At 73.8% G+C, this 26,844-nt stretch carries 9 protein-coding genes; 4 read left to right on the top strand and 5 right to left on the bottom strand.

Going from position 1 to position 26,844, the window contains the following annotated elements; all coding sequences use genetic code 11:
- Positions 1-153: 153 nt before the first annotated feature.
- Positions 154-669, top strand: a complete 516-nt coding sequence (locus ACWPQI_RS19290; protein ID WP_010593280.1) for an arsenate reductase/protein-tyrosine-phosphatase family protein — start codon at positions 154-156, stop codon at positions 667-669.
- Here ACWPQI_RS19290 and ACWPQI_RS19295 read toward each other — a convergent pair.
- The gene (locus tag ACWPQI_RS19295; protein WP_010593281.1) at positions 640-2,277 is read right to left on the bottom strand and encodes a tyrosine-protein kinase domain-containing protein; all 1,638 of its coding nucleotides are present in this window, start codon (positions 2,275-2,277) and stop codon (positions 640-642) included. The two genes, ACWPQI_RS19290 and ACWPQI_RS19295, sit on opposite strands and share 30 nt — an antisense overlap.
- Positions 2,277-21,146 (bottom strand): amino acid adenylation domain-containing protein, encoded by an 18,870-nt coding sequence (locus tag ACWPQI_RS19300; protein WP_474738441.1) that lies wholly within the window; start codon positions 21,144-21,146, stop codon positions 2,277-2,279. Before ACWPQI_RS19300 ends, ACWPQI_RS19295 begins: the two co-directional genes overlap by 1 nt.
- A 269-nt stretch (positions 21,147-21,415) precedes the next feature.
- On the opposite strand from ACWPQI_RS19300, the gene ACWPQI_RS19305 reads away from it, so the two are divergent.
- The gene (locus ACWPQI_RS19305) at positions 21,416-23,197 is read left to right on the top strand and encodes a DUF4012 domain-containing protein (RefSeq protein WP_474738858.1); all 1,782 of its coding nucleotides are present in this window, start codon (positions 21,416-21,418) and stop codon (positions 23,195-23,197) included.
- Positions 23,198-23,212: 15 nt separating this feature from the next.
- Here the strand turns inward: ACWPQI_RS19305 and ACWPQI_RS19310 are convergent, their stop codons facing one another.
- Together ACWPQI_RS19310 and rfbB are read right to left on the bottom strand one after the other, a co-directional pair.
- Complete coding sequence (locus ACWPQI_RS19310) at positions 23,213-23,398, bottom strand: hypothetical protein (RefSeq protein ID WP_230831683.1); 186 nt, start codon at positions 23,396-23,398, stop codon at positions 23,213-23,215.
- A 233-nt stretch (positions 23,399-23,631) separates the two neighbouring features.
- Positions 23,632-24,642 (bottom strand): dTDP-glucose 4,6-dehydratase, encoded by a 1,011-nt coding sequence (gene rfbB, locus ACWPQI_RS19315; protein WP_474738442.1) that lies wholly within the window; start codon positions 24,640-24,642, stop codon positions 23,632-23,634.
- A gap of 63 nt (positions 24,643-24,705) precedes the next feature.
- Between rfbB and rfbA the strand changes: the two genes are divergently transcribed.
- Together rfbA and rfbC are read left to right on the top strand one after the other, a co-directional pair.
- Positions 24,706-25,578 carry a glucose-1-phosphate thymidylyltransferase RfbA gene (rfbA, locus tag ACWPQI_RS19320; RefSeq protein WP_102031443.1) on the top strand — a complete coding sequence of 291 codons (873 nt, stop codon included), beginning with the start codon at positions 24,706-24,708 and terminating at the stop codon, positions 25,576-25,578.
- Between the two features lie 2 nt (positions 25,579-25,580).
- Entirely contained in the window at positions 25,581-26,168 is a 588-nt protein-coding gene (gene rfbC / locus ACWPQI_RS19325; protein ID WP_474738443.1) for a dTDP-4-dehydrorhamnose 3,5-epimerase, read from the top strand.
- Between the two features lie 209 nt (positions 26,169-26,377).
- Here the strand turns inward: rfbC and ACWPQI_RS19330 are convergent, their stop codons facing one another.
- On the bottom strand, positions 26,378-26,830 hold the full coding sequence (locus ACWPQI_RS19330; RefSeq protein ID WP_190242321.1) for an LbetaH domain-containing protein: 453 nt from the start codon (positions 26,828-26,830) through the stop codon (positions 26,378-26,380).
- Positions 26,831-26,844: the final 14 nt, after the last annotated feature.

Below are 26,844 nucleotides of genomic sequence, written 5' to 3' on the forward strand. Positions count from 1 at the left end.
AGCCGCCTTCTGATCGTGTTTTGCGCCGCACAGCCTCCCCCGGCGCATCCCGACCGCCCGATGCTACCGAACGGTCCGGACAGACCCCCGGCCGAATCGGACATGCGGCCCGGGAACCGGACGAACGACCCTTCGGCTGCCTACGATCGAGCGATGCGGGTTCTGTACGTCTGTACCGGAAACATCTGCCGATCGCCCACCGCCGAGCTGTTGACCACCGCCTTCGCGAAGGAGGCGGGCCGGGGTGAGCTGTCCGCCCACAGTGCCGGCACCCGCGGCATGGTGGGCCGGCCCATGGAGCCGACGGCGGCGCTGGTGCTGCGTCAGCTCGGCGGCGAACCCGACGGCTTCGTCGCCCGGCGTCTGTCGCCGCGCATCGCGCAGGACGCCGACCTGGTGATCACGATGGCCGAGTCGCATCGCGGGGCCGTGCTGCAGTCGGCGCCCCGGATGCTCAAGCGGACGTTCACGCTGCGTGAGGCCGCGCGGCTGCAGCAGCTCAGCGGCGCCGAGACCGTCACCGAACTGGCCGCGGCCCGGGCGCAGTTTCCCGCGCCCGGGCCGGAGGATGTGACCGATCCGATCGGCCGCGACGAGGACACGTTCGTCGCGGTCGGGACCGAGATCGCCGATCTGCTGCTACCGCTGCTCGCCCGGATCCACGACTGATCCGTTGCGCGGGCCCGGCAGGGGCGAGGGCGCGACGGGCCGCGATACCGCCGTCGGCACCGACTGCTGGTGGGCGGGCTCGGCGGAGTACGCCTGCGGGGTCCGGTAGTGCTGCCCGGCCTGCGCGTCGCCGGGACCCTGCTGTTCCGGCCGGTACGGTTCCGGCCGGCTGGGCTCGCCCCGGTGGCGACGGCCGCCGGTGGGTTGCGCGGCGGGCTGGGCGGGCGCGTCCGCGGCGGCCTTCTTCACCGCCGGGTCGGACTCGTAGTAGTAGCGGTACTCGTAGGCGCCGCGTCCCTTGTTCGGCGTCATCGTGATGATCGTGCCGAGCAGGTGCGCGCCGGCGCTGCCGAGGTTGCCGACGGCGCGGCTGAGCTGCTCTCGGGTGGTCTTGCCGTGGCGCGCGATGAGCAGTGCGCCGTCGGTGGCCGCGGCGAGCACGACGGAGTCGGTGACGGGCAGGACCGGCGAGCCGTCGATGATGACGTACTCGAAGCGCGCCCGCAGGTCGTCGAGGACGTGCTTGGCGGTGTCGGAGCCGAGCAGCTCGCTGGGGTTGGGGGGCAGCGCCCCGGAGGCCAGCACCCACAGGCCCTGGTACTGGCTGGGCTGCAGCACGTCCTCGAGGCCCGCCTGGCCCGAGAGCACGGTGCTGAAGCCGACGTCGCCGACGACCCCGAGGTACTTCGACACCCGTGGCCGGCGCAGGTCCCCCTCGACGAGCACGACGGAGTGACCGGCCTCCGCGAGCACCAGGGCGGTGTTGATGGCGGTGGTGGTCTTGCCCTCGGCGGGCAGGGCGCTGGTGACGACGATGACGCGCGGCGGGTTGTCGACGTCGAGGAACTTCAGGTTGGTGCGCATCTCCCGGTACGCCTCGGCGCTGCCGGAGTTCGACTCCTGGAAGGCGATCGCCGCGTGCTCCTGCCGTTCCTTGTCGAGCGGGACGGTGCCGACGAGGCCGGTTCCGGAGAGTTCCTCGACCGTCTTGCGGTCCTTGACAGTGTTGTCGAGCCGGTCGCGCAGCACCGCGAGCGCGATGCCGAGGAGCAGGCCGACGGCGAAGCCGAGCGCGAGGTTGCGCTTCGTCTTCGGCGAGACCGGGGTCGCCGGGGTGTCGGCGTGCTGCTCGACGACGACCCGCGCGGTGGGCTCACCGCCGTTCTCGGGGGTCTCGAGCTCGCGGGCCATCACGACGAACTCGTCGGAGAGGGCGTTGGCGAGGTCCCGGGCCCGTTCGGGCGACGCGTCGTCGACCTTGACGTCGACGAGCACGGTGTCGGGCGCGGACGACGCGGTGACCTTCTCCGCCAGCTGCGACGACGTCAGGTCGGACAGGCCCAGCCGGTCGAGGGTGCGCTGCGCCAGCGTGGTGCCGGTGAGCAGCTTCGTGTAGGAGGCGACGCGCTGCTGCGAGAACAGGTTGCCCTGGTAGATCTCGTTGACCGAGGCCCCCGACGAGGTGGAGACGAACAGCCGGGTGCTCGCCTGGTAGATCGGGGTGGTGAGCAGGGAGGCTCCGAGCGCACCGAGTACCGCCACCACGGTCGTCACGGCGACGATCTTCCATCGCGCCTGCAGGATGCGTAGGTAGTCGTGTACTTCCATTACGGTGTCTCCCTCGTTGCTGTGACACTGTCGGTGCACCCTACGGGCGCGGAAATCTGTCGTGCGGTCAGGTGCTGGGCGAGCGCGGGGCCGATCACGGCCAGCGCGCCCGGGGTGGTCAGGTCGGAGTGCGGGTAGGGCACGTGGTGCTCGGTGACGCGGCCGCGGACGTGCCGTCGCCAGCTCGCCGCGAGGTCGGGTCCGGCCGGTCCGGCGGGCCGGGCGCGGAACAGCAGCGCGTCGCCGTCGAGGACGCGGGGGGTGTGCGCGGTGACGGCCTCCTCGAGGGCGGCGCCCGCGGCGAGCGCCCGCTCCCGGATCTCGGCGACGAACGCCGACGGCAGGCCGGGCACCTCGAGTTCGACGACGGGTTCGTCCGGCAGGGCCGCGACGTCGGGGAGGGTGTCGGGGGTGAGCGTGTCGAGCAGGATCAGCGACGCCACGTGCTGCCCCGCCTCGTGCAGCTGCACGGCCATCTCGTGGGCGATGGTTCCGCCGAGCGACCAGCCCAGCAGGTGGTAGGGGCCGTCGGGCTGGACGGTGCGGATCCGGTCGACGTAGCGGGCGGCGAACTCGGCGACGGTGCGCGGCAGCGGCTCGAGCCGGGTGGCCTGCAGCCCGTACAGCGCGACTCCGGGCAGGTGCGGCGCGAGTCCCGTGTAGCACCAAGACATTCCGCTGATCGGGTGGACGCAGAACAGCGGGGTGCCGTCGGGGCGTCCCGCGAGCGGCACCAGGGTGGCGAGCGGGTCGGTGTCGTCACCGCCGAGGTCGATCCGGTCGGCGAGGTCGGCGACGGTCGGCGCGGTGAGCAGCCAGTCGAGCGGGACGTCGCGGTCGAGCGCGGCCCGCAGGTCGGCGGCGACGGCGACGGCGCCGAGCGACGTGCCGCCGAGATCGAAGAACCCCCGGTCGGCGGACACGGGCCGGTCGAGGTGCCGGGCGAACACCTCGGCGACCACCTCGGCCGTCAGGCCGGCGGGCGGCACGAAACCGTGTGCGGGGACGCCGAAGTCGGGTCGGGGCAGCGCGGCGCGGTCGACCTTGCCGGACGGCAGCAGCGGCAGCGTGTCGACGACGGTGATCGCGGCGGGCCGCAGCGGCCGCGGCAGGTGCGCGGCCGCGTGGGCCCGCAGCGCGGCGGCGTCGGCGCCGCCCTGCACGTAGGAGACGAGGACGGTCTCGCCCGTGGGGCCGGGCACGGCGACGGTGACGGCGGCGTCGACGTCGTCGGCGGCGGTGAGCACGGCGTCGATCTCCGCGGGTTCGACGCGGATGCCGTGCAGCTGGATCTGCTCGTCGACGCGGCCGAGGACGTCGAGTTCGCCGGCGGCGGTGACGCGGGCGAGGTCGCCGGTGCGGTACAGCCGCCCGCCCGGCGCGCCGTACGGGTCGGCGACGAATCGTGTTGCGGTGAGCCCGCTTCGGCGGTGGTAGCCGCGGGCCAGGCTCGGCCCGGTCACGTACAGCTCCCCGATCACCCCGGCCGGGACGGGGTGCAGGCGCGCATCGAGGACGTGGGCGGTGGCGCCGGCGACGACGGTCCCGGCGGTGGGCCGGGCGCCGGGGGCGAACGGGCCGCCGAACGACACGGCGATCGTGAACTCGGTGGGCCCGTACCCGTTGAGCAGCCGGTGCCGCTGCCAGCGTTCGACGACGGGCGCGGTGAGCGCCTCGCCCTCGGACAGCACCGTGACCGGGCGCGGCAGCGCGTCCGGGTCGAGGGTGGCCAGCACGGACGGCGTGGCGACGACGTGGGTGACGTGCTCGGCGGCGATCAGCTCCTGCAGCGCCCCACCGGCATACACGTGGTCGGGGGCGACGACGAGGGTCGCGCCGTGCGCGTGGGCGGTGAGCAGTTCGAACACCGCCGCGTCGAAGGTGTGCGACGCGGCCTGCAGCACCCGGCTGCCCGGCGTGATGCCGAGGACGTGCGCGTCGGCGACGGCGGTGAGGCCGCGGTGCGGCACGGCGACGCCCTTGGGGGCGCCGGTGCTGCCGGAGGTGTAGATCAGGTACGCGGTGTCGTCGGGGTGCGGCTCGGCGGCGACATCCGGGGCATCGTCTTCGGACTCGCCGGCGGTCAGGTCCAGCCAGTCGATGCCCTCCCCCGCCGGGGCCGCGCCCGGCACGGTCAGGCCGACGGTGGCGCCGCTGTCGCGCAGCACGGTCGCGACGCGGGCGGGCGGCTGCGCCGGGTCGACGGACACCCACGCCGCACCGGCCTTCGCGACGGCCCACACCGCGAGCGGCCAGTACTCCCCGCGCGGCACGGCCACCGCGACCACGCCGGTCACGCCGCGGGCGCGCAGCCGTGCGGCGACGGAGGCGGCGCGGGCGTCGAGCCCGGCGTAGGTCCAGGCGACGGTTCCGGCGCGCACGGCGATGGCGCCGGGGTGGGCGCGGACGGTGGCGGCGAGGATCTGCGGCAGCGTCCGCGGCGGCGCGGCGGGCGCGGTCAGCGGTGCGGGGGCGGGGACGGCGAGATCGCCGACGGCGACGGCGGGGTCGTCGAGCGCGGCGCCGAGCAGCGCGAGGTACTCGTCCAGCAGCGCCTCGGCGGTGCCGGCGTCGAACAGGTCGGTGGCGTACACGAGACGCACGTCGACGCCGTCGTCGCCGCGGTCGGTGACGTCGACGGTGAGGTCGAACTGGGCGGCCGGGGCGCCGGCGTCGAATTCGCGCACGCGCAGCCCGGGCAGCTGCGGCAGGTCCTCGCCTGCGGGCACGGTGCGGTGGGCGAGCAGCACCTGGAACAGCGGGTGGTGGGTGCCGCGGGCCGGCGCGACCCGCGCGACGACCTGATCGAACGGGACGTCCGCGTGGGCGAGGGCGTCGAGGTCGGTGGTGCGGACGCGGCGCAGCAGGTCCGCGAACGGCTCGGTGCCGTCGACGGTGGTGCGCAGGGTGAGGGTGCCGACGAACATGCCGACGAGGGCGTGCAGGCGCGGGTCGGCGCGTCCGGCGACGGCGGTGCCGACGGCGATGTCGGCGCGGCCGCTGCGGCGGGCGAGCAGCGCGGCGAGCACGGCGTGCAGCACCATGAACCCGGTGGCGTCGTGGGCGCGCGCGACGTCGCGCACGCGGCGGTGGGTGGCGGCGTCGAGGTGGGCGGTGACAGCGCCGCCGACGTGGCTGGGCCGCGCGGGCCGGGGCCGGTCGGTGGGCAGCGGCAGCGGCGTGTCGGGCAGACCCGCGAGAGTCGTTGCCCAGTGGTCGAGTTGGCGGGCGGCGAGGCTGTCCGGGTCGGCGGGGTCGCCGAGCAGGTCGTGGTGCCAGCGGGCGTAGTCGCGGTAGCGGACGGGCAGCGGCCACCAGATCGGGGCGGCGCCGGCGACGCGGGCCGCGTAGGCGTGCTGCAGGTCGGTCAGCAGCGACGCGACCGAGCCGCCGTCGAACGCGATGTGGTGCACGGCCGCGGCGAGCACCCGTTCGCCGGCGCCGAGGTCGATCAGCCGGATCCGCAGCGGCGCCTCGGCGGTGAGGTCGAACGGCGCGGTGAACACCTCCGTCACGGCGGCGGTCACGTCGGTGCCCGGAACCGTCTCGAGCACAGGCGGATCCACCACGGTGGCGACGCCGTCGGGGTAGGCGGTGCGCAGCACCTCGTGCCGGTCGGCGACGTCGCCGACCGCAGCGGCCAGCGCGGCGGTGTCCAGGTCGCCGCTCAGGTGCAGCGCGACGGGCACGGTGTACGCGGCGCTGCGCGGTTCGGCGCGGCCGAGCAGCCACAGCCGCTGCTGCGCGGGGGCGAGCGGGGTGGCGGTATCGTCGTCATAGCGGCGCAACGGGATCCGGGTGGTGTCGCCGTCGCGCAGGTGCGCGGCGAGCGCCGCGAGTGTGGGGGCCTGCAGGACCGCGCGGGCGGGCACGTCGACGCCGAAGGCGTCGGCGAGGCGGGCGGCGAGGACGACGGCGGACAGCGAGTCGCCGCCGGCGGCGAGGAACCCGGCGTGGATGTCGGGCCGGGCGCCGAGCACGCTCTCGGCGACGGTGACGACGAGGTCCTCGACGTCGGTGAGGGGCCGGTCGTCGGCGGCGTCGTCGCGGACGGTGTCGAGTTCGTGCAGGGCGGCGACGTCGAGTTTGCCGTTGACGGTGGTCGGCAGCTGCCGCAGCAGCCGCAGCCGGGCCGGCATACGCTGCGGGGGAACGATTTCGGCGAGACCGGCCCGCACGCGGGTGTCGTCGACGTCCGGGTCGGCGGCGGCGAAGGCGACGAGCGCGCCGCCGGAGACCAGCACGGCAGCGTGCCGGATGCCGGGCTGCGCGAGCAGGGCGGCCTCGAGTTCGCCGGGTTCGATGCGCACGCCGCGGACCTTGAGCTGCCGGTCGGTGCGGCCCCGGAAGGCGAGGGTGCCGTCGGGGCGGCGGTGCACGAGGTCGCCCGTGCGGTAGCGGCGGGTGCCACCAGGTGCGGCGACGAACCGCTGCGCGGTGAGGCCGGGGGCGCCGAGGTAGCCGAGGGCCACGGACGTCCCGGCCAGGTACAGCTCGCCGACGGCGTCGTCGGGCACCGGGCGCAGCCGCGCGTCGAGGACGTGCGCGACGGTGCCGGGGACGGGCCGGCCGATGCCGCCGCGGCCGTCGACGTCGGCGAGGGTCGCGACGATGGTGGCCTCGGTGGGTCCGTACGCGTCGAGCATGTGCCGGGCCGCCGCACCCGAGCCCTGGGTCCAGCGGGCGGCGAGCGCGGGCGGCAGGGTTTCGCCGCCGGAGGCGACGACCCGCAGGTCGGGCAGCTGCTGCGGGTCGAGGGTGCCGAGCACCGCGGGGGTGGACAGGTAGTGGGTGATGCGCTGGGTGCGCAGCAGGTGCTGCAGGTCCGCGCCCGCGTACACCTCCGGCGGGGCGACGACGAGGGTCGCGCCGGTGGTGTGGGCGAGCAGCAGCTCGAGCAGGGCCGCGTCGAACGCCGGGTGGTAGCCCTGCAGCACGCGGTCGCCGGGTCCGACGCGGTAGCGGCGGGCGGCCTCGGCGGCGAGCGGCGCGAGACCGGTGTGGGTGACGGCGACACGTTTGGGAGCGCCGGTCGAACCGGACGTCGACACGACGTACGCGACGTTCGCCGGGGCGGGCTCGTCGGCGGCACCGGTGGAGGTGGCACTCGTGGCGGCGGCACTGGTGGAGGCGGCACTGGTGGAGGCGGCGCTGGTGAAGGCGGCGCCGGTCTTGGTGATCGCCCACAGCCGCAGCACGTGGTCGAGGCCGCGGGGCCGGTCGATCGGGATCACGGTGCCGGGGCCGGCGCCGGCGGCGCGCAGCTCGTCGGCGAGCGCGTCGGAGCGGGCGTCGAGTTCGCGGTAGGTCAGCGCGGTCTCGCCCTCGCGCAGCGCTTCCCGGTCGGGGTGCGCGGCGGCGGTGGCGCGCAGCAGCTCGGGCAGCGTGCGGGCGGGGGCGGGGTCGGCTCCGGTCAACGGGGCGGCGGGCCGGGCGACGGGCAGGTCGCCGACGAGCGCGTCGGGTGCGGCGACGACGTGCCGCAGGACGGCGACGAACCGGTCGGCGAGCCGGCGCGCGGTGGGTCCGGCGAACCGGGACGCGTCGTGCACGAGGGTGCCGGTGTAGCCGTCCGCGGCGGGCGCGAGCGCGAACTGCAGGTCGAACTTCGGTGCGCCGGCGAGGACTTCCTGCGCCTCGACGGTGAGGTCCCCGATCCGGACGGGGTCGAGGGTGAAGTCCTGCAGGGCGAGCGCGACCTGCGGGACGCGGCCGGACAGGCCGGCGAGGATCTGCTCGTAGGGCACCCCGGCGTGGTCGAGGGCGGCGACGTCGAAGTCGCGGACCTGCGCGAGCAGCCCGGCGAACGGCATGTCGGGTTCCACGCGGGCGCGCAGCACGAGGGTGTCGAGGAACGGGCCGACGAGCTGTTCGACCTGCGCCCAGCGGCGGGCGGAGACGACGGCGGCGACGGCGACGTCGTGGCCGGCGCCGACGCGGGCGAGCAGCACCGACAGCGCGGCGTGCAGCACCATGAACTCGGTGGCGCCGTGGGCGCGGGCGAGCGCGGCGATCCCGGCGCGCACGTCGGCGGGCACCCCGAACGCGACGGTCTCCGCCACCGCCTCGGAAGTGGTTGTTTCCGTCGGTAGTTCGACGGGGTCGAGGCCGTCGAGGGCGCGTCGCCAGTGCGCGACGTCCGGCTCGGGGATCCCGCGGGTCTGTTCCCACAGCGCGTAGTCGGCGTACTGCAGCGGCAGCGGCTCCCACCGCGGCGGCTGCCCGGCCGCGCGGGCGGCGTAGGCGACGGCGAGGTCGCGCAGCAGCGGCGCGAGCGACGCCCCGTCCGCCGCAGCATGGTCGACCGCGAGCCGCAGCCGCCGGGCGCTTCCGGCCTCCTCGAGGTCCCAGTGGACACCGCGGTCCGCGAGGACCTGATGCGGGCCCTGCTCGTCGACGACGATGCGGGTGCGCAGGATCTCGTGCCGCGCCACGACGTCGTCGAGCGCAGCCTCGAGGGCGGGCACGTCGAGGGGTCCGGTCAGGTGCACGTCGGCGCGCAGCCGGTAGGCGTCGGGGTCGAGGCGGCTCAGTCCCCACAAGCGGTGTTGCGCCCGGCTCAGCGGGATCCGGTCGGGGCGGGGGTGGACGGGCACCGGCCCGGTGTCGGCGTCGAGTCCGCCGGCGTCGAGCGCGGCGGCGAGGGACTCGACGGTGGGGTGTTCGAAGATCAGCCGCAGCGGCACCGCGGTGCCGGTCTCCTCGCGGAGCCGGCCGACGAGGACGGTGGCGAGCAGCGAGTTGCCGCCGACGGCGAAGAAGTCGTCGCCGCGGCCGGGGTCGGTTCCGGTCAGTTCGCCGAAGATCCGCGCGACGAGGGTCTCGGTGTCGGTGCCGGGTTCGTCGCGGCCGCCGAGGTCGGGTGCGGGCAGCCGCGCGACGTCGAGCTTGCCGTGCGCGGTGCGCGGGACCGCGTCGAGCGGCACGACGGCGACGGGCACGAGATGGGCGGGCAGGCTGCGGCGCAGCTGCCGGCGCGCGTCGTCGGCGTCGACGGTGGCGGGCACGACGTAGGACACGAGCGCCCCGTCGCGCACGACGGTCGCCGCCTGCCGCACCCCGGCCACCCCGCGCAGCGCGGCATCGACCTCCCCCGGCTCGATCCGCACCCCGCGCAGCTTGACCTGATCGTCGCTGCGCCCGACGAACCGCAAGGCGACTCCGTCGCCGGTGTGTCCTTTGGGCTGCCCTGGCCGCCCAAAGGACACACCGGCCCAGCGGGCCAGGTCGCCCGTGCGGTACCGGCGACGGCCGCCGGGTGCGGCGACGAACCGGGTCGCGGTGCGGCCGGGATCGCCGCGGTAGCCGTCGGCGAGCCGCTCCCCCGCCAGGTACAGCTCCCCCGCGACGCCCGTGGGCACGGGCCGCAGCCGCTCGTCGAGCACGACGGCCTCGACCCCGCGCACGGGTGTGCCGATCACGACGTCCGCGCCGGGCGTCAGCGGCGACGAACAGGTCGCGAAGACCGTGGCCTCGGCGGGGCCGTACCCGTTGTAGAGGCGACGGCCCGCGCCCCACCGCGCGACGAGCTCGTCGCTCACGGCCTCGCCGCCGAGCATGAGCGCCTGCAGGTCGGGCAGTGCGCGTGACGGCACCGTCGCCAGTGCCGACGGGGTCAGGCAGGCGTGGGTGATGCGTTCACCCGCGAGCAGGTCAGCGAGGGCGTCGCCGCCGTAGGCGTCGGCCCCGGCGACGACGAGGGTCGCGCCGGACGTACCCGCGACGAGCAGCTCGAGCATCGCCGCGTCGAAGCTCGGCGACGCGACGTGCAGCATGCGGTCACCGGGCGCGGCGGCGAACAGCTCCGTCAGATCCTCGACGAGGGCACCGACCCCGCGGTGAGTGATGCTGACGCCCTTGGGGTTTCCGCTGGTGCCGGAGGTGAACACCAGATAGGCGGGCGCGCCCGGATCCGGGTCGGCCACCGCGACGGTGCCGTCGCGGGTGTCGGCGACGTCGAGCCAGGTCACGGCGTCGGGCAGCGACCCGAGGTGCGCGGCGCCGGTGACACCGACGGTCGTGCCGGCGAGCATGGCAGCGAGCCGCGCGGCGGGCTGGGCCGGGTCGACGAGCATCGGCGCGGCCCCCAGCCGGGCGATCCCCCACACGGCGACGACGGCGTCGAGCGAGCGGGGCAGGGCGCACGCGACGGCCGTGCCGGGCCGGACGCCGGCGGCATGCAGCCGAGCGGCGAGCTCCTCGGCGCGCGAGAGGAGTTGCGGATACGTCAGTTCCACGTCGCCGGCGCGCACGGCGATACCGTCGCCGCCGCGGGAGGCACCGTCGGCCAGCCACTGCCACAGCGTCCGCGCCGGGGCGGGCTCGGGTCCGGCGGCGGGGACGAGCGCGGCCCGTTCCGGCTCGGTGAGCAGGTCGATGTCGCCGATCCGCACGGCCGGGTCGGCGACGGCGGCGCGCAGGATCGCGACGTACCGGTCCGCGAACGCGACGACGGTGCCGGCGTCGTACAGGTCGGTGGCGTAGACGAATTCGAGGTCGACGTCGGTGCCGGTCTCGGTGACGACGAGCTGGAGGTCGAAGTTGGCGTGTTCGTCGGCCACCGGCAGCACCCGCGCGGTCAGGCCGGGCAGCTCGAACGCGTCGACGGTGGGGCGCCGCAGCGACAGCGCGACCTGGAACAGCGGGTGCCGCGCCGGGTTGCGGGCCGGGTTGAGGCGCTCGACGAGGGTCTCGAACGGCGCGTCCGGGTGGGTGTAGGCGGCCAGGTCCCGGGCGTGGACGTCGGCGAGCAGGTCGGCGAACGCGGCGTCCGGGTCGACGGGGGTGCGCAGCACGAGGGTGCCGGCGAACATGCCGACGAGGTCGTCGAGCTGCGGGTCGCCGCGCCCGGCGACGACGGTGCCGACGGCGATGTCGGCGCCGGCGCCGTGCCGGGCCAGCAGCACGGCCAGCGCCGCGTGCAGCACCATGAACGTCGTCGCGCGACCTTCCCGCGCGAGCCGCGACACACCCTCGGCGACGACGGGCTCCACGCTCGTGCGGTGGGTGGCGCCGCGCCCGGTGGGGCGGGCGGGCCGTGGCCGGTCACCGGGCAGGGTCACCTCGTCGGGCAGGCCGGCGAGCACGCCCGTCCAGTGTTCGAGCTGCGCGTCGGCGCCGGCGCGCTGCCAGCGGCTGAAGTCGGTGTACTGCACGGGCAGCGGCGCCCACCGTGGCTCGTGCCCGGCGAGCCGGGCGGTGTAGGCGTCGACGATGTCGCGCAGCAGCGGGGTGAGCGACCACTCGTCGGCGGCGATGTGGTGCACGACCACGGCGAGCACGTGCCGCTGCGGCCCGAGCCGGTACAGCCGCATCCGCACGGGCGGCTCGTCGGTGAGGTCGAACCCGGGGGCGGCGAACTCGCGGACGAACTCGTCGAGCCCCTCGGCGGGCACGGCGACGGGTTCGAGGACGGGTCGCGCGACGGGCCGTACCACCTGCGCGGTGGGGTCGGGGTAGACGGTGCGCAGGGTGCGGTGCCGGCCGAAGACGTCGGCGACGGCGGTGGTCAGTGCCGCGACGTCGAGCCGGCCGTCGAGACGCACCGCGAACGGCAGGTTGTAGCTGCCGGATTCGGGGTCGAGGCGGTTGACGAACCACAGCCGCTGCTGCGCCGGGGACAGCGGCGCGGGGGTGTCGTCGCCGGCCGCGACGAGCGGGGCGCGGCGGCGGGGTGTGCCGGCGCGGGCGGCGAGCAGGGCGGCGAGGTCGGTGACGGTGGGGGCGACGAACACGTCGCGGACGGTGACGTCGACGTCGGCGATGTCGGCGAGGCGCCCGGCGAGGCGGGTCGCGAGCAGCGAGTTGCCGCCGAGGTCGAAGAAGTCGTCGTCGGCGCCGACGGGTCCGGCGGCGAGCAGTTCCTGGTACACCTCGGCGACGAGTTCCTCGAGCGGCCCGTGCGGGGCGAGGCCGCCACTGGGTGCGACGGTGGGCGCGGGCAGCGCCGACCGGTCGAGTTTGCCGTTGGCGGTGCGCGGCAGCGCCTCCAGCGCGACGGCGGCGGCAGGCACGAGGTAGTCGGGCAGGGTGCGGCGCAGCTCGCGCAGCGCCGCGGTGGGGGTGCCGCCGACGAGGTAGGCGACGAGCCGGGCGTCGCGCAGCACCACGGCGGCCTGGGTGACGCCGTCGCAGCGCAGCAGCGCGGCCTCGATCTCGCCCGGTTCGATGCGGTAGCCGCGCAGTTCGAGCTGGTCGTCCGCGCGGCCCCGGTGGTGCAGCACGCCGTCGCGGCCGCGGCGGCCGAGATCGCCGGTGCGGTAGCGGCGGACGCCGCCGGGCGCGGCGACGAACCGCGCAGCGGTCAGGGCGGGGCGGTCGCGGTAGCCGCGGGCGAGTTGCGTTCCGGCGACGTAGAGTTCGCCGACGGTGCCGGGTGGGGTGCGGCGCAGCGACCGGTCGAGGATCTGCACGTCCAGCCCGGGCAGGGGCCGGCCGACGCCGGGCTGGTCGGCGGGTCCGCGGGTGACGTGCACGGTGGTCTCGGTGATGCCGAACATGTTCACCGCGCGCACGTGCGGCCGGTCCGCGAGCCACGGCCGGGCCTGTTCGGGGTCGAGGGCCTCGCCGCCGAAGATCAGCAGCCGCACCGTGTCCAGTGGGGTGTCGACGGTGGCGAGCTGGTGGAACGCGGTGGGGGTCTGGTTGAGGACGGTGACACCCTCCCCGTCGAGCAGCGCGGCGAAGGCGCCGGGGTCGCGGGCGGTGTAGTGGTCGACGACGACGAGCCGGCCGCCGGTGGTGAGTGCACCCCACATCTCCCACACGGAGAAGTCGAAGGCCGGGGAGTGGAACAGCGTCCACACGTCGCGCGGCCCGAACCCGAAGTCGGCGGTGGCGGCGAACACCGCGGCGGCGGCCTCGTGGCTGACGAGCACGCCCTTGGGGGTGCCGGTGGAGCCGGAGGTGTAGATCAGGTACGCGCCCGCCCCGGCCGGGACTGCCGCGTCGCATTCGCCGCCGGCGTCCAGGCGTTCCCGGATCTCCGTCGAATCGATCTGCAGCGCAGGTACTTCCACATCGACCGCGAAGTCTGTGTCGCACAGCACCGCAACGGGGGCGGCGTCGTCGAGCAGGGCACGCAGCCGCGCCGGCGGGTGCGTGACGTCCAGCGGCAGGTACACCGCGCCGGCGCGGGCGACGGCGAGGATCGCCACCACCAGGTCGAGGGAGCGGGGCAGCGCGACGGCGACGACGTCCTCGACGCCGAGTCCGCGCTCGGCGAGCAGCGCGGCGAGCGCCCCGGAGCGGGCGTGCAGCTGCCCGTAGGTCAGGGTGTCGTCGCCGTGGGTGAGCGCGATCGCGTCGGGCCGGCGCCGCGCCTGCTCGGCGACGAGCGCGGGCAGCGTGGCCGTCGCCGGGTCCGCCGATGGTACGGAGGTGTCGCCGTCGGGGCCGAGCAGGTCGATGTCGCCGACGGCGGCGGCCGGGTCTGCGGTGACGGCGTCGAGGATGCGCAGCAGGAACGGCGCCCACCCCGCGACGGTGTCGTGGTCGAACAGGCCGCGGTCGTAGGTCAGCACGCCGTCGAGCCCGGTGGGGGTGCCCGCGTCGGAGCGGTTCTCGCGGACGGTCACCTCGAGGTCGAATCGGGCGGTGCCGGTGGACAGCTCGCGCACACCGGTGACGTCGGGCACGTCGAGGCCGTCCAGCGCGAAGCTCTCGTAGGCGAGCATCACCTGGAAGATCGGGTGGTGGCCGGCGGTGGAGGCGCCGAGCGCGTCGACGACCCGGTCGAACGGCACGTCGGCGTGGGCGAATGCGTCGAGGTCGACGCGGCGGGCGTCGGCGAGCAGTTCCGCGAACGTCGCGCGGGCGGGTACGGGCAGCCGTAGCGCGACGGTGCCGACGAACATGCCGACCACGTCGTCGAGCATGGGGTCGATGCGCCCGGAGACGGGGGTGCCGACGGTGACGTCCTCGGTGGCGGCGAGCGTCGCGAGCAGCACGGACAGCGCGGCGTGCACGACCATGAACGTCGTCGCGTCGTGGGCGCGGGCGAGCTTGTCGACGGCGGCGTGCAGTTCGGCGGGCACCGAGAAGGTCACGCGCCCGGCGGTGGAGTCGCCGTCGCCGCGGGGCCGGTCGGTGGGCAGGGCGAGCAGCGGCGGGGCGCCGGCGAGGGTGCGGGTCCAGTGGGCGAGTTGCCGGGCGGCGAGGCTGTCGGGGTCGGCGGGGTCGCCGAGCAGGGTGTGCTGCCAGCGGGCGAAGTCGCGGTAGGTGACCGGCAGCGGCGGCCACGCGGGGCTGCGTCCGTCGCGCCGGGCGGCGTAGGCGACGGCGAGGTCGCGGCCGAGCGGCAGCAGCGACAGGCCGTCGACGGCGACGTGGTGCAGCACCACCGCGAGGGTGTAGCCGGCGGCGGTGCGGTACAGGCGGGTGCGCAGCGGCGGGTCGACGGTGAGATCGAAACCGGCGCGGGCGAAGTCGGCGACGTCGAGGTCGGTGGCGTCGAGATCGGTGGGCGCCGCGTGCGGCTCGAGGTCGAGGTCGATGCGGGGCAGCACCTGCTGCGCCGGGCCGTCCGGGCCGTCGGGGTGCACGGTGCGCAGCACGGCGTGCCGGGCGAGCACGTCCGCGGCGGCGTCCGCGAGGGCGTCGAGGTCGGTGCCGGCGTCGAGGTCGACGACGAACGCGATGTGGTCGCCGGGGGCGGCGTCGGCGACGTCGAACCGGTTGGCGAGCCACATCCGCTGCTGGGCGGGGGCTAGCGGCACCGGGCCGGTGTCGCCGGTCGGCAGCAGCGGCAGGCGTTCGCCGCTGAGCGGATCGGCGACGGCGGCGGCGAGACCGGCGACGGTGGGGTGCTCGAAGATCTCCCGCACGCCGACGCGGTGGCCGGCGACGGTGCCGAGCCGCGCGGCGAGCTGGGTGGCGAGCAGCGAGTTTCCGCCGAGCGCGAAGAAGTCGTCGTCGGCGGCGACGGCGGGCAGGCCGAGCAGGTCGGCGACGACCCCGGCGACGAGTTCCTCGGCGGCGCTGCGGTATCCGGCCGGGGCGCCGGGCGCGACGACGGGCGCGGGCAGCGCGGCGCGGTCGATCTTGCCGGTGCTCGTCATCGGCAGCGCGTCGAGGACGGTGACGGTGGCGGGCACCATGTGCCGCGGCAGCCGCGCGGCCGCGAACTCCCGCAGCTCGGCCGGGTCGAGGCGGGCGGTGTCGGGTCCGTGCACGTACGCGGCGAGCGCGTCCCCCCGCACGACGGTGACCGCGGCGGCGACCGCCGGGTGCCCGGTGAGGGTGGCGTCGATCTCGCCGAGCTCGATCCGGAACCCGCGCAGCTTGACCTGATGGTCCACCCGCCCGACGAACTCCAGGGCGGCTCCGCCGCCGGTGCGTCTTTTGGGCTGCCCTGGCAACCCAAAGGACGCACCGCTCCAGCGCACCAGGTCGCCCGTGCGGTACATGCGACCACCGCCGAACGGCGACGCGACGAACCGGCTCGCGGTCTGCCCGGGCATGCCGAGATAGCCGCGCGCGACGCCCGGCCCGAGCAGGTACAGCTCCCCGACCACGCCGACGGGCACGGGCCGCAGCCGCGGGCCGAGGACGAGGGCGGTCACACCGTCGAGGCCGGTGCCGATGGTCAGCCGCTCCCCCGGCACCAGCGGCGCGCTGGCGGTGGCGAGGACGGTGGTCTCGGTGGGCCCGTACACGTTGAGCATGGTGCGACCGGGCGCCCAGCGGGCGGCGGTCTCGGCCGGCCACGCCTCCCCACCGACGGCGAGCACCCGCAGCGCGTCCAGCCCCGCCGGGTCCAGCAGGGCCGGCACCGCGGGGGTGGAGAACCAGTGCGTGATGCGTTCGGCGCGCAGCAGTTCCAGCAGTTCGTCGCCGCCGTACACGTCGGCCGGCGCGACGACGAGGGTGCCGCCGGCCGCGGCAGCCAGGAGGTATTCGAGCACCGACGCGTCGAACGCGGGCGACGCGAAGTGCAGCACCCGCGCCTGCGGGTCGAGGTCCATGCGACGACGCAGCGCCGCGCCGAGCGGCGCGAGCCCCCGATGGGTGACGACGACGCCCTTCGGCGCGCCGGTCGAGCCGGAGGTGTAGACGACGTACGCGGCGTGGTCGGGCCGCAGCGGACGCACCCGGTCGGCGTCGGTGATCGCCCCCGACCGCGCGGCTCCGGCGTCCGGGTCGATCCGGGCGACGCCGTCGGGCAGCGACGTGCCGGGCCGGGCGACGGCGTGCCGCACCTCGGCGTCGGCGAGCAGGCGAGCGATGCGCGCGGCGGGCTGGGCGGGGTCGACGGGCACGAACGCCGCCCCGGTCAGCGCGACGGCCGCCACCGCGCGCACCGACTCCACCGACCGCGGCAGCAGGATCGCGACGCGGTCCTCCGGCCCGAGCCCGCGCTCGAGCAGGTGCCACGCCAACGGTGTTGCGGCCGGGATCAACTCGATCGGCGCACCGCCCGGCGCGACGACGTGCACCGGGTGCGCGGCGAGCAGTTCCGGCAGCGTCGCGACCGGCCCGGCCGGGGCCACGACGATCTCGGGGGCCCCGACGTCGAGATCGCCGACGGGTGCATCCGGCGCGGCGACGGCCGCGTCGAGCACCGCGTGCAGCCGGGCCACCGCGGCGGCGACCGTCGCGCGTTCGAACAGCCCGCCGTCGTAGATCACCCGACCGGCGAGCGCGCCGTCGGGCAGCTCCCGCACCGCGAGCTCGACGTCGAATCGGGCACGGCCGGACGGGATCTCCTCGGCGCGCACCCGCAGGCCGGGCAGGTCGAGGTCGGGCACGGCGACGTTGTCGTAGGCGAGCATCACCTGGAACGGGGCGAAGCCGAGCGTGTCGACGACGCGGTCGAACGGCACCGTCGCGTGCGCGTACGCGTCGAGGTCGGTGCGACGGGCGGCGGCGAGCAGGTCGGTGAACGACGCGGCCGGGTCCACGTCGAGCCGCAGCGCGACGGTTCCGACGAACATGCCGACGAGGGCGTCGAGGTCGGGGTGTTCGCGGCCGGCGGTGCCGGAGCCGACGGCGACGTCGCGCCCGCCGGTCCACGTGGACAGCCACACGGCGACGGCGGCGTGCACGGCCATGAACGCGGTGGCGTCGTGCGCGGCAGCCAGGCGGCGCAGCGCCTCGAACCGCGCGGCGGGGACGGCGAATTCGAGGGACTCGGCCGGTCCGGGGCTGCCGGTGCGGGGACGGTCGGTGGGCAGGGTGGGGGCCTCGCCGAGTCCGGCGAGCGCGGTGGTCCAGTGCGCGAGTTCGCGGGCGGCGAGGCTGTCGGGGTCGTCCTCGTCGCCGAGCAGGGCGCGGTGCCAGCGGGCGTAGTCGGCGTACTGCAGCGGCAGCGGCTCCCATCGCGGCCCGTGCCCGGCGGCGCGGGCGGTGTAGGCGGCGGCGACGTCGAGGGTCAGCGGCACGAACGACGCGCCGTCCATGGCGATGTGGTGGGCGACGACGGCGAGCACGTGCCGGTCCGGTCCCACCCGCAGCAGGCGCGCCCGCAGCGGGATGTCGGTGGTGAGGTCGAACGGCGCGGCGGCCCACTCGGCGATCAGGGCGTCCACGTCGGCGGGGTCGACGGGTTCGGCGTCGAGGTCGGGCAGCACCTCGGCGACGGGCCGGACGTGTTGGCGGGGGCCGGGTTCGGTGAACACCGTCCGCAGGATCTCGTGCCGGTCGAGGACGTCGCCGAGCGCGGCGCGCAGCGCGTCCGTGTCGAGGGTGCCGTCGAGGTGCAGCGCGAACGGCAGGTGGTAGGCGGCGGTGTCGCCGTGGGCGAGCAGCCACAGCCGGTGCTGCGCGGGGGCGAGCGGGGCGGGCGTGTCGTCGGCCGAGCGCGACGGGGCCGGCACGGTCGCCGCCGGTCCGGCGTCGACGGAGGCGGCGAGCGCGGCGACGGTGGGATGGTCGAACACGTCGCGCAGGTGCACGTCGCGGCCGAGGGCGGCGCCGAGCCGCGCGGCGAGCTGGGCTGCGCCGAGCGAATGTCCGCCGAGGGCGAAGAAGTTCGCGTCGGCGCCGACCGTCTCGACGCCGACGATCTCGCACATCAGCCGCGCGACGAGGGTCTCGGTGGGTCCGGCGGGCGCCCGCGAGCCGGTGGCCGTGTCGACGGCGGGGGCGGGCAGGGCGCGACGGTCGATCTTGCCGCCCGGGGTGAGCGGCAGCGCGTCGAGCACGGTGATCGTCGCGGGCCGCAGGTAGGCGGGCAGGCGTTCGGCGAGCCGGGCGTGCACGTCGTCGGGCAGGGCGTCGCCGACGACGTAGGCCGCGAGGGTGTCGCCGTGGACGACGACGGCCGCGCTCGCGACCCCGTCGAGCCCGGTGAGCGCCGCCTCGACCTCGCCGGGTTCGATGCGGTAGCCGCGGATCTTGACCTGCCGGTCGGCGCGCCCGACGAACTCCAGCGCACCCCCGCCGCCCGTGCGCGTTTCTGGTAGCTCCGACGACCAGAAACGCGCACGGCTCCAGCGCACCAGGTCTCCCGTGCGGTACACGCGGCCGAACGGCGACGCGACGAACCGGGCCGCGGTCAGCGCCGGGTCTCCGAGGTAGCCGCGCGCGACGGCCGGCCCGCCCAGATACAGCTCGCCGACCGCGCCGACGGGCACGGGCCGCAGCCGCGCGTCGAGCACGAGCGCCGTCACGCCGTGGACGGGTGCACCGATGGGCACGCCCCCACCCGGGCGCAGCGGGTCGCTGAGCGTGGCGAGGACGGTGGTCTCGGTGGGCCCGTACGCGTTGAGCATGGTGCGCCCGCGCGACCACCGGTCGGCGACGTCGACCGGCAGCGCCTCCCCGCCCGCGTCGAGCATCCGCAACGCCGGCAGGTCGTTCTCGGGCGTGACGGCCAGGACGGCGGGCGCGGTGATGGCGTGGGTGACGGCCTGCTCACGCAGCAGCGCGGCCAGGTCCGGTCCGCCGACGACGTCGGGCGGGCAGATCACCAGGGTGGCGCCGGCGTCGAAGGCCAGCAGCAGTTCCTGCAGCGACGCGTCGAAACTCGGTGCGGCCAGGTGCAGCACGCGCGAGTCGGCGTCGGCCGCATACCGCGCGCGCAGCGTCGCGACGAGTCCGGCGAGTCCGCGGTGGCTGACGGCGACGGCCTTGGGGGTGCCGGTGGAGCCCGACGTGTGGATCACCCACGCGAGGTGCTCGGGGTGCAGCGGACGCACCCGCTCCCCCACCTCGAACGGCGCCGACGACGTCTCGCCGTCGCCCGGATCGACGCGGGTGACGCCGTCGGGCAGGGCGACGTCGTCGCCGCACACCGCGACGGGCACGTCACGCAGCAGTCCGGCGAGCCGCAGCGCCGGGGTGCCCGGGTCGATCGGGGTGTAGGCGGCGCCGGCCTTGGCGACGGCCCACAGCGCGATCACCGAGGCGGCCGAGCGCGGCAGCAGCACCGCGACCCGGTCGTCGGGTCCGACGCCGATGGCAATGAGCTTGCGCGCGAGCGCAGTTGAACGCTCGTCCAGTTCCCGGTAGGTGAGCGGGACGGCGCCGTCGCGCACGGCGACGCGGTCCGAGCCGGCGTGCGCGGTGAGCACGTCGGCCAGCAGGCACCCGCCCTCGGCCTGCGGGCCGCGCGCGGGCACGAGGCCGGCGAGTTCGTCGGGCGTCGCGAGCGGCAGATCCCCGACGGCGTGCTCGGCCGACCGCGCGAACGCGCCGAGGAAGTCCAGGAAGCGGCGGTGGTGCCGGGTGAGCGTCTCGTCGCCGTACAGCCGCGGGTTGGCCTCGAAGTCCACCCGCACGCTGCGCCCGGCGATCCCGGCGTACACGTTCACCGACAGGTCGTCGACCGGGCCGGTGGAGAGCAGGTTGTACTCGCCGGAGATGTCGCCGTACGCGTATGCCGGGTTGAACATCATCAGGTTCACCACGGGCCCGAACGCGCTGCGCGTCTCCCGGTGATCGCCGACGGCGTGCAGGTCGCGCAGCATGTCCTCGTACCGGTACCGCTGGTGCCGCAACGCCCCGGTCAGCTCCACCTGCACGCGCCGCACCAGGTCGGCGACGGTGACGTCGGGTTCCACGCGCACCCGCAGCGGCACGATGTTCGAGATCGAGCCGGCCGAGCGGCGCAGCGGCGCGGTGGTGCGGGCCGAGACCGGCAGGCTCAGCGCGACGTCCGTGGCGGCGTTCATGCGGGCCAGGTACGCCGCGAAGGCGGCGACGACGATCGGCACGTCGGTGGAGTTGGCGCTGCCCGCCAGGTCGGCCACGGCGGCGGTCACCTCGGCGGTGAGTTCCGCGCCGACGTGCCGGCACGGCATCGTGGGCGCGGCGGATCCGGGGGCGAGCGTGACGGGCGGCGGCAGGTCCACCAGACGCCGCGCCCAGTGCTCGCGGTCGGCGGCCTGCCGCGTGCTGCCGACGTAGGCGCCCTCGTGCTCGGCGATCTGCTCGAGGCTCAGCGCCCGGATCGGCGGCGGTTCCTCCCCGCGCGCCCACGCCGTGTACAGCTCGGCGCTGCGGCCGAGCATCACCATGCCGCCGTGCCCGTCGAGGGCGAGGTGGTGGATGTAGGTGAACAGGTAGAAGTGCTCGTCGGCCAGCTGGATCAGGGTGGTGGCGATGAGCCGGTCGCGCAGCGGGTCGAGCGGACGGGTGTATGTCTCGTCCATCCACCGTCGCGCCTCGGCCTCGGGATTGTCGTGGCCGCGCAGGTCCAGGTAGCCGGGGTAGTCGTCGACGTCGGGGATCACCCGCTGGCGGGGCTCGCCGTCGACCAGCTCGAGGAACAGGGTTCCGGATTCGACCTCGCGGGCGGCCTGGTTGCAGGCGGCGCGGATCAGGTCGGCGTCGAGCGGGCCGTGCAGGTCCAGGTACTGGGCGATGGTGAACGGGACGTCCGGGGTGAGCTGCTGAGCGAACCACAGTCCACGCTGACTCGTGGACATGGCAAAAGACGGCACCGCACCCCCTCGTGTTTCCCTCGAGATCGACGGGCGTGCAGTGGGGACCCATCGATCGACAACGACGTGGACGCCTCCCTGCATCCATCACCGTCGAATACATCGACCCTAACGATCCCCGGCGTTACTCACCACTCGAACCGACCAGCTGACCCGTTTCTCGGTTATGGTCACCCCGGAGGAATCGAAGGGGGCAGGACCGCGTGAACGATGTTACCGACGAGTCACTTTCGCCGGAACCAGGCCGACGCAAGGTGCGCCGGCGCAAGACCGACGAGCAGATCGCACAGGAGCGCCGCAAGCGCCGGAACATCGCGATCGGTTGCACCGCAGGAGCGGTCGTCGTCGTCGGGATGGGCGTCTGGCTGGCTTACGAAGGGCTGCAGGCCAAGTCGAGTCTCGAGCAGGCCCGGGAGTACGCGACGAGCTCGAAAAGTGCCCTGCTGGCGGGTGATACCGAGACGGCCCTGCGCACCGCTGGCGACGCCGACAAGTACGCGAAGCAGGCGCAGGACTCCACCCACTCGCTGCCGTGGAGCATCGCCGCGGCGATCCCGTGGCTCGGCAGCCCGTTCGCGTCGAGTCAGCAGATGAGCGACGTTGTGACGGGTCTCACATCCGACGTTCTGGTGCCCGCCGTGGACGCCGGCTCGGCCGTCTCCCCCGATCAGCTGATTCTCGACGGCGCCCGCATCAACCTCGCTGCCTTGCGCGACGCCGCGCCGGTCCTCGAGACCACCGCGACCGCGGCCGCCGAGCTGGACGCCCGGGCGCAGGACATCGACGGCACCTACCTGGGCCTGATCGACGACGCACGCGCCCAATTGCAGGACCAGACAGGCGAATTGTCCGGTTTGTTCCACAACACTTCCCTCGCGGCCGAGATCGCACCGGCCATGCTGGGCGCCGAGGGGCCGCGCAGCTACTTCATCGGCTTCCAGACGAACGCCGAGGCGCGAGGCACGGGCGGGCTGCTCGGCGGGTTCGGAATCGTGCGCGCCGCCGACGGCGCGGTACGGGTCGACGACCTGGCGAGCAACCGGGAGCTGCGAACCAACTACCAACCTCTCGATCTCGGCCCGGACTTCGCCCGCACCTACGGGCACAGCCGGCCGACGGTGGACTTCCGCAACAGCAACGTCAGCTCGCACTTCCCGTATGCTGCGCAGATCTGGCAGTCCATCTGGCAGCAGGAGTCGGGCGAACGCGTCGACGGGGCCGTCGCGACGGATCCGGTGGCGCTCAGTTACGTCCTCGAGGTGGTCGGCCCGGTGACGTTGCCGGGCGGCGAGAAGATCACGGCCGACAACGTCGTCGAACTGACCGAATCCACGGCGTATTCGCGCTTCGGCGACGATCAGGCTGCCCGCAAGCGGTATCTGGAAACCGTCGCGTCGGCGGTCGTCCAGAGGATGACGGGCAGCATCAGCCGGCCGCAGGCCCTGCTCGAAGCCCTCGGCCGTGCGGCAAGCGAAGGACGACTCGCGGTGTGGAGCGCCAACCCGGACGAGCAGGCCGTTCTTGCGGGAACCCCGCTCGGCCACACCGTTCCCGAGGATTCCGCCCCGTATGCGGGCGTGGTCGTCAACAACCTGGGCGGCAACAAGCTGGACTACTACCTGCGACGCGAGATCGAGTACACCGCCAGCTCCTGCGACGGCGATACCCGGACCTCGAAGGTCACGGTGCGGCTGACCAACGACCTGCCTACCGGCGACTACACCAACTACGTGGCGGGCATGTTCGACAACCCGGTCGGCGCGCCGTTCGGTTCCAATCTCACGGACTTGTCGCTTGTGGCCACCCAGGGCGCCAGGCTCGACAAGGTGACGGTGAACGGGACTGCGGCCATGAGCTTCACCGGCAAGGAACTGGGCCACCCGGTGTACAGCGTCCAGTTCCCGGTTCCCCGCGGCGAGACGGCCGAGATCGTTTTCGAGCTGACGGAACCCGTCGTCGAGGGTGAGGCCCGTATCCCGGTGCAACCGCTCGTCGACGAGCCCGAACTCAGCATCGACGTGCCGGCCTGCGGCTGAGGCCGACTCGGCGTCCTACAGCCACCGGCCCGGACCGCCGCGCTTGTAGCGGCGGTAGGACGCCCAGAAGCCCCATGCCGCGATACCGAATCCGACCAAGGACAGAAGGTCGGATTCGGTGAGACCGTGGCCAGGATTGAACACGTACAGCACCCGGCCCTCGAGGGGGCCGCTCAGCGCGAGCCACAGAAACGACGCCACCGCGACGGCCGTGCTCGACAAGGTGTTCGGGCGAGCCAGACACCATGCAGCCGCCGCGAAGAGCGAGCACATGAAGACCAGGGCATGGAAGATTTCCGGACTGACGATCTTGCACCCCTGATCTCACGTGGCAGCCGATTCGATGCGCTTCAACGGTACTGGCCGCGAGGAAGAACCTCGCGGCCAGCGCCTGTTCTGTGCCTGGGATTACGTTCTCGGACGGGCTCGCTCGGTCACTTCCCGAGCACCGATTCTCCTGCTTCGCGATACGCCTGTTCGGTGGCGTCCTTCTGGGGTCGCCACCAGTGCTCGTGGGTGCGGTACCACTCGATCGTCGCGGCCAGCCCCTCCCGGAAGTCCCGGTAGCGGGGCTGCCAGCCGAGTTCGGTGCGCAGCCGGGTCGCGTCGATCGCGTAGCGCAGGTCGTGGCCCGGCCGGTCGGTGACGAAGTCGAAGTCGCCGCGGTCCCTGCCGCACAACTCGAGGACGGTCTCGACGACGGTGCGGTTGTCGGTCTCCCCGTCCGCGCCGATCAGGTAGGTCTGCCCGATCTCGCCCTTGTCGATGATCGTCCACACCGCCCGGTTGTGGTCGTCGACGTGGATCCAGTCCCGCACGTTCGCCCCGGTGCCGTACAGCCTGGGCCGCACCCCGTCGAGGACGTTGGTGATCTGCCGCGGGATGAACTTCTCCACGTGCTGGTACGGCCCGTAGTTGTTCGAGCAGTTCGAGATCGTCGCCGCCACCCCGAACGAGCGCACCCACGCCCGCACCAGCAGATCCGAGCCGGCCTTGGTCGAGGAGTACGGGCTCGACGGGTTGTAGGCGGTGGCCTCGGTGAACCGCGCCGGATCGTCGAGGTCGAGATCGCCGTACACCTCGTCGGTGGAGATGTGGTGGTAGCGCACCGCATGCCGGCGCACCGCCTCGAGCAGGGTGAACGTGCCCATCAGGTTGGTCTGCACGAACGGCGACGGATCGGCCAGGGAGTTGTCGTTGTGCGATTCGGCGGCAAAGTGCACCACCAGATCCGACTCGGCCACCAGCGCGTCCACCAGGGCGGCGTCGGCGACGTCGCCGCGGACGAAGCGGATCCGCTCGGCGACCGGGTCGAGGGAGGCGAGGTTGCCGGCGTAGGTGAGCTTGTCGAGCACCGTCACCTGCGCCTCGGGGCGGTCGGCGACGGTCCGATGCACGAAGTTCGCACCGATGAAACCGGCACCGCCGGTGACAAGCAACCGCATTGAATGATCCCTCCGTGATACCTCGACTCGCCGGTAGCGAATGACAATGAAAGACTGTGCCCCATGCGCGGAATCATTCTCGCCGGGGGGACCGGCTCGCGACTACATCCGATCACTCTCGGCCCCAGTAAGCAACTCGTGCCGGTCTACGACAAGCCGATGATCTACTACCCGCTGTCGACGCTCATGCTCGCCGGGATCCGCGACATCCTGATCATCACCACCCCACACGATTCGGACCAGTTTCAACGCCTGCTCGGCGACGGGTCGCGCTACGGGGTGAACCTAACCTACCGGGTCCAGCCGGAACCGAACGGCCTCGCCCAGGCGTTCGTCCTCGGCGCCGAGCACATCGGCAGCGAATCCGCGGCGCTCGTGTTGGGGGACAATATTTTCTACGGACCCGGAATCGGCTCTACGCTGAGTCGATTCAGCAACATCGAGGGTGGAGCGGTATTCGCCTACCGGGTCTCCGACCCCAGCGCCTACGGGGTGATCGAATTCGATGACACTGGACGTGCAATCTCCTTGGAGGAAAAGCCCGCGACTCCCAAATCCCCGTACGCGGTGCCCGGACTGTACTTCTACGACAACGACGTCGTCGCCATCGCCCGCGACCTGCGCCCGTCGGACCGCGGCGAATACGAGATCACCGACATCAACCGCACCTACCTCGAGGCCGGCCGCCTCCAGGTCGAAGTCCTCCCCCGCGGCACCGCCTGGCTCGACACCGGCACCTTCGACTCGCTGCTCGACGCCTGCAACTACGTCCGTACCATCGAACAACGCCAGGGCCTGAAGATCGGCGCCCCCGAGGAGGTCGCGTGGCGGCGCGGCTTCATCACCGACGACGAACTGCGTGCCCTGGCCGCGCCGCTGGTCAAATCCGGCTACGGCAGCTACCTGCTCGACCTGCTCGACCGGGAAGGACACTGACGGTGCACTACCGCGAACTGAAGATCCCCGGCGCCTTCGAGATCACCCCCCGCCAGTTCGGCGACGACCGCGGCGTGTTCTACGAATGGTTCAAACAACCCACCTTCGCCGACGCCGCCGGCCGCCCGCTCGACCTGGCCCAGGCCAACTGCTCGGTCTCCGCCGCCGGGGTGCTGCGCGGCATCCACTACGCCGACGTCCCGCCCGGGCAGGCCAAGTACGTCACCTGCGTCGCCGGCGCGGTCCTCGACGTCGCCGTCGACCTGCGCGTCGGCTCCCCCACCTTCGGACAGTGGGACGCGATCCTGCTCGACGACGTCGACCGCCGCGCCATCTACCTCCCCGACGGCCTCGGCCACGCCTTCTGCTCCCTCGCCGACGGCTCCACCGTCGTCTACCTGTGCTCGACCACCTACAACCCCGACCGCGAACACGAGATCGACCCCCTCGACCCGCAGATCGGCATCGACTGGCCCACCACCGGCCGCGACGGCACACCCCTGCACTACGAACTCTCCGCCAAGGACAAGGCCGCACCGTCGCTGGCCGACGCCGTCGCCGCCGGGTCGCTGCCGCGGTACCTCGGGTGAGCGGTAAGGAGGAACAGAGACGAGGTGTTCAGCGACGATAGCGCTCAGGTTGCCCCAAGCGCGGGGCCCTGCGGCCACCCGAACGCGGCATCTACGAACGCGGTGACGTCAATTCAGCTCGGGCAGTGCCACCGCTTCATGAAGTGTCACTGAAGCAGTGTGCCATCCAGAGACAAAGGGCCGAGAAACCGAGGACACTGCAGCAGCGATCACGGAGCTGTGTTCTCGGCTTCAATGATTCGGACGGCTCCACCAATTGCAGTGGCACCAGAGGGGACATCTTTCGTCACCACGGTGTTGGCGCCGATTCTCGCCCCAGCCCCGATAGTGAGGCGGTGACCGACCTTCGGAGCGACAACTGCACCAGTTGCAAGGATCACCCCGTCCTCAATGACTACGCCATAAGGCGTTCCGGAGTCCGGCGAGCCGGCACCGATGGTGACATGGTGACCGATTTGCACCCCTCGCCCGATGGTCGTGTCGGGGTGGATGACGACGCCGAGTCCGTGATGCCAGAGCTTCACGTCACCTGCAACAGTCGCTTCGGCGGGTAGAGCATTGCTGTACAAGAGTGCATTAACCGCCTTCACAAAGCGAGCGGCGCGGCGGAAATTACGCTGGTGTAGTCGTGTACTGAAGATCCAAAGTCGCTCGGGTGTCATGAAAGGCATCGTCC

The organism is Rhodococcus sp. LMD (assembly GCF_056108245.1).

Bases quoted from the DNA above. Each gene is read 5' to 3' on its own strand.
- ACWPQI_RS19290 (WP_010593280.1), top strand. From the start codon at position 154: ATGCGGGTTCTGTACGTCTGTACCGGAAACATCTGCCGATCGCCCACC.
- ACWPQI_RS19295 (WP_010593281.1), bottom strand. From the start codon at position 2,277: ATGGAAGTACACGACTACCTACGCATCCTGCAGGCGCGATGGAAGATC.
- ACWPQI_RS19300 (WP_474738441.1), bottom strand. From the start codon at position 21,146: ATGTCCACGAGTCAGCGTGGACTGTGGTTCGCTCAGCAGCTCACCCCG.
- rfbB (WP_474738442.1), bottom strand. From the start codon at position 24,642: ATGCGGTTGCTTGTCACCGGCGGTGCCGGTTTCATCGGTGCGAACTTC.
- rfbA (WP_102031443.1), top strand. From the start codon at position 24,706: ATGCGCGGAATCATTCTCGCCGGGGGGACCGGCTCGCGACTACATCCG.
- ACWPQI_RS19330 (WP_190242321.1), bottom strand. From the start codon at position 26,830: ATGACACCCGAGCGACTTTGGATCTTCAGTACACGACTACACCAGCGT.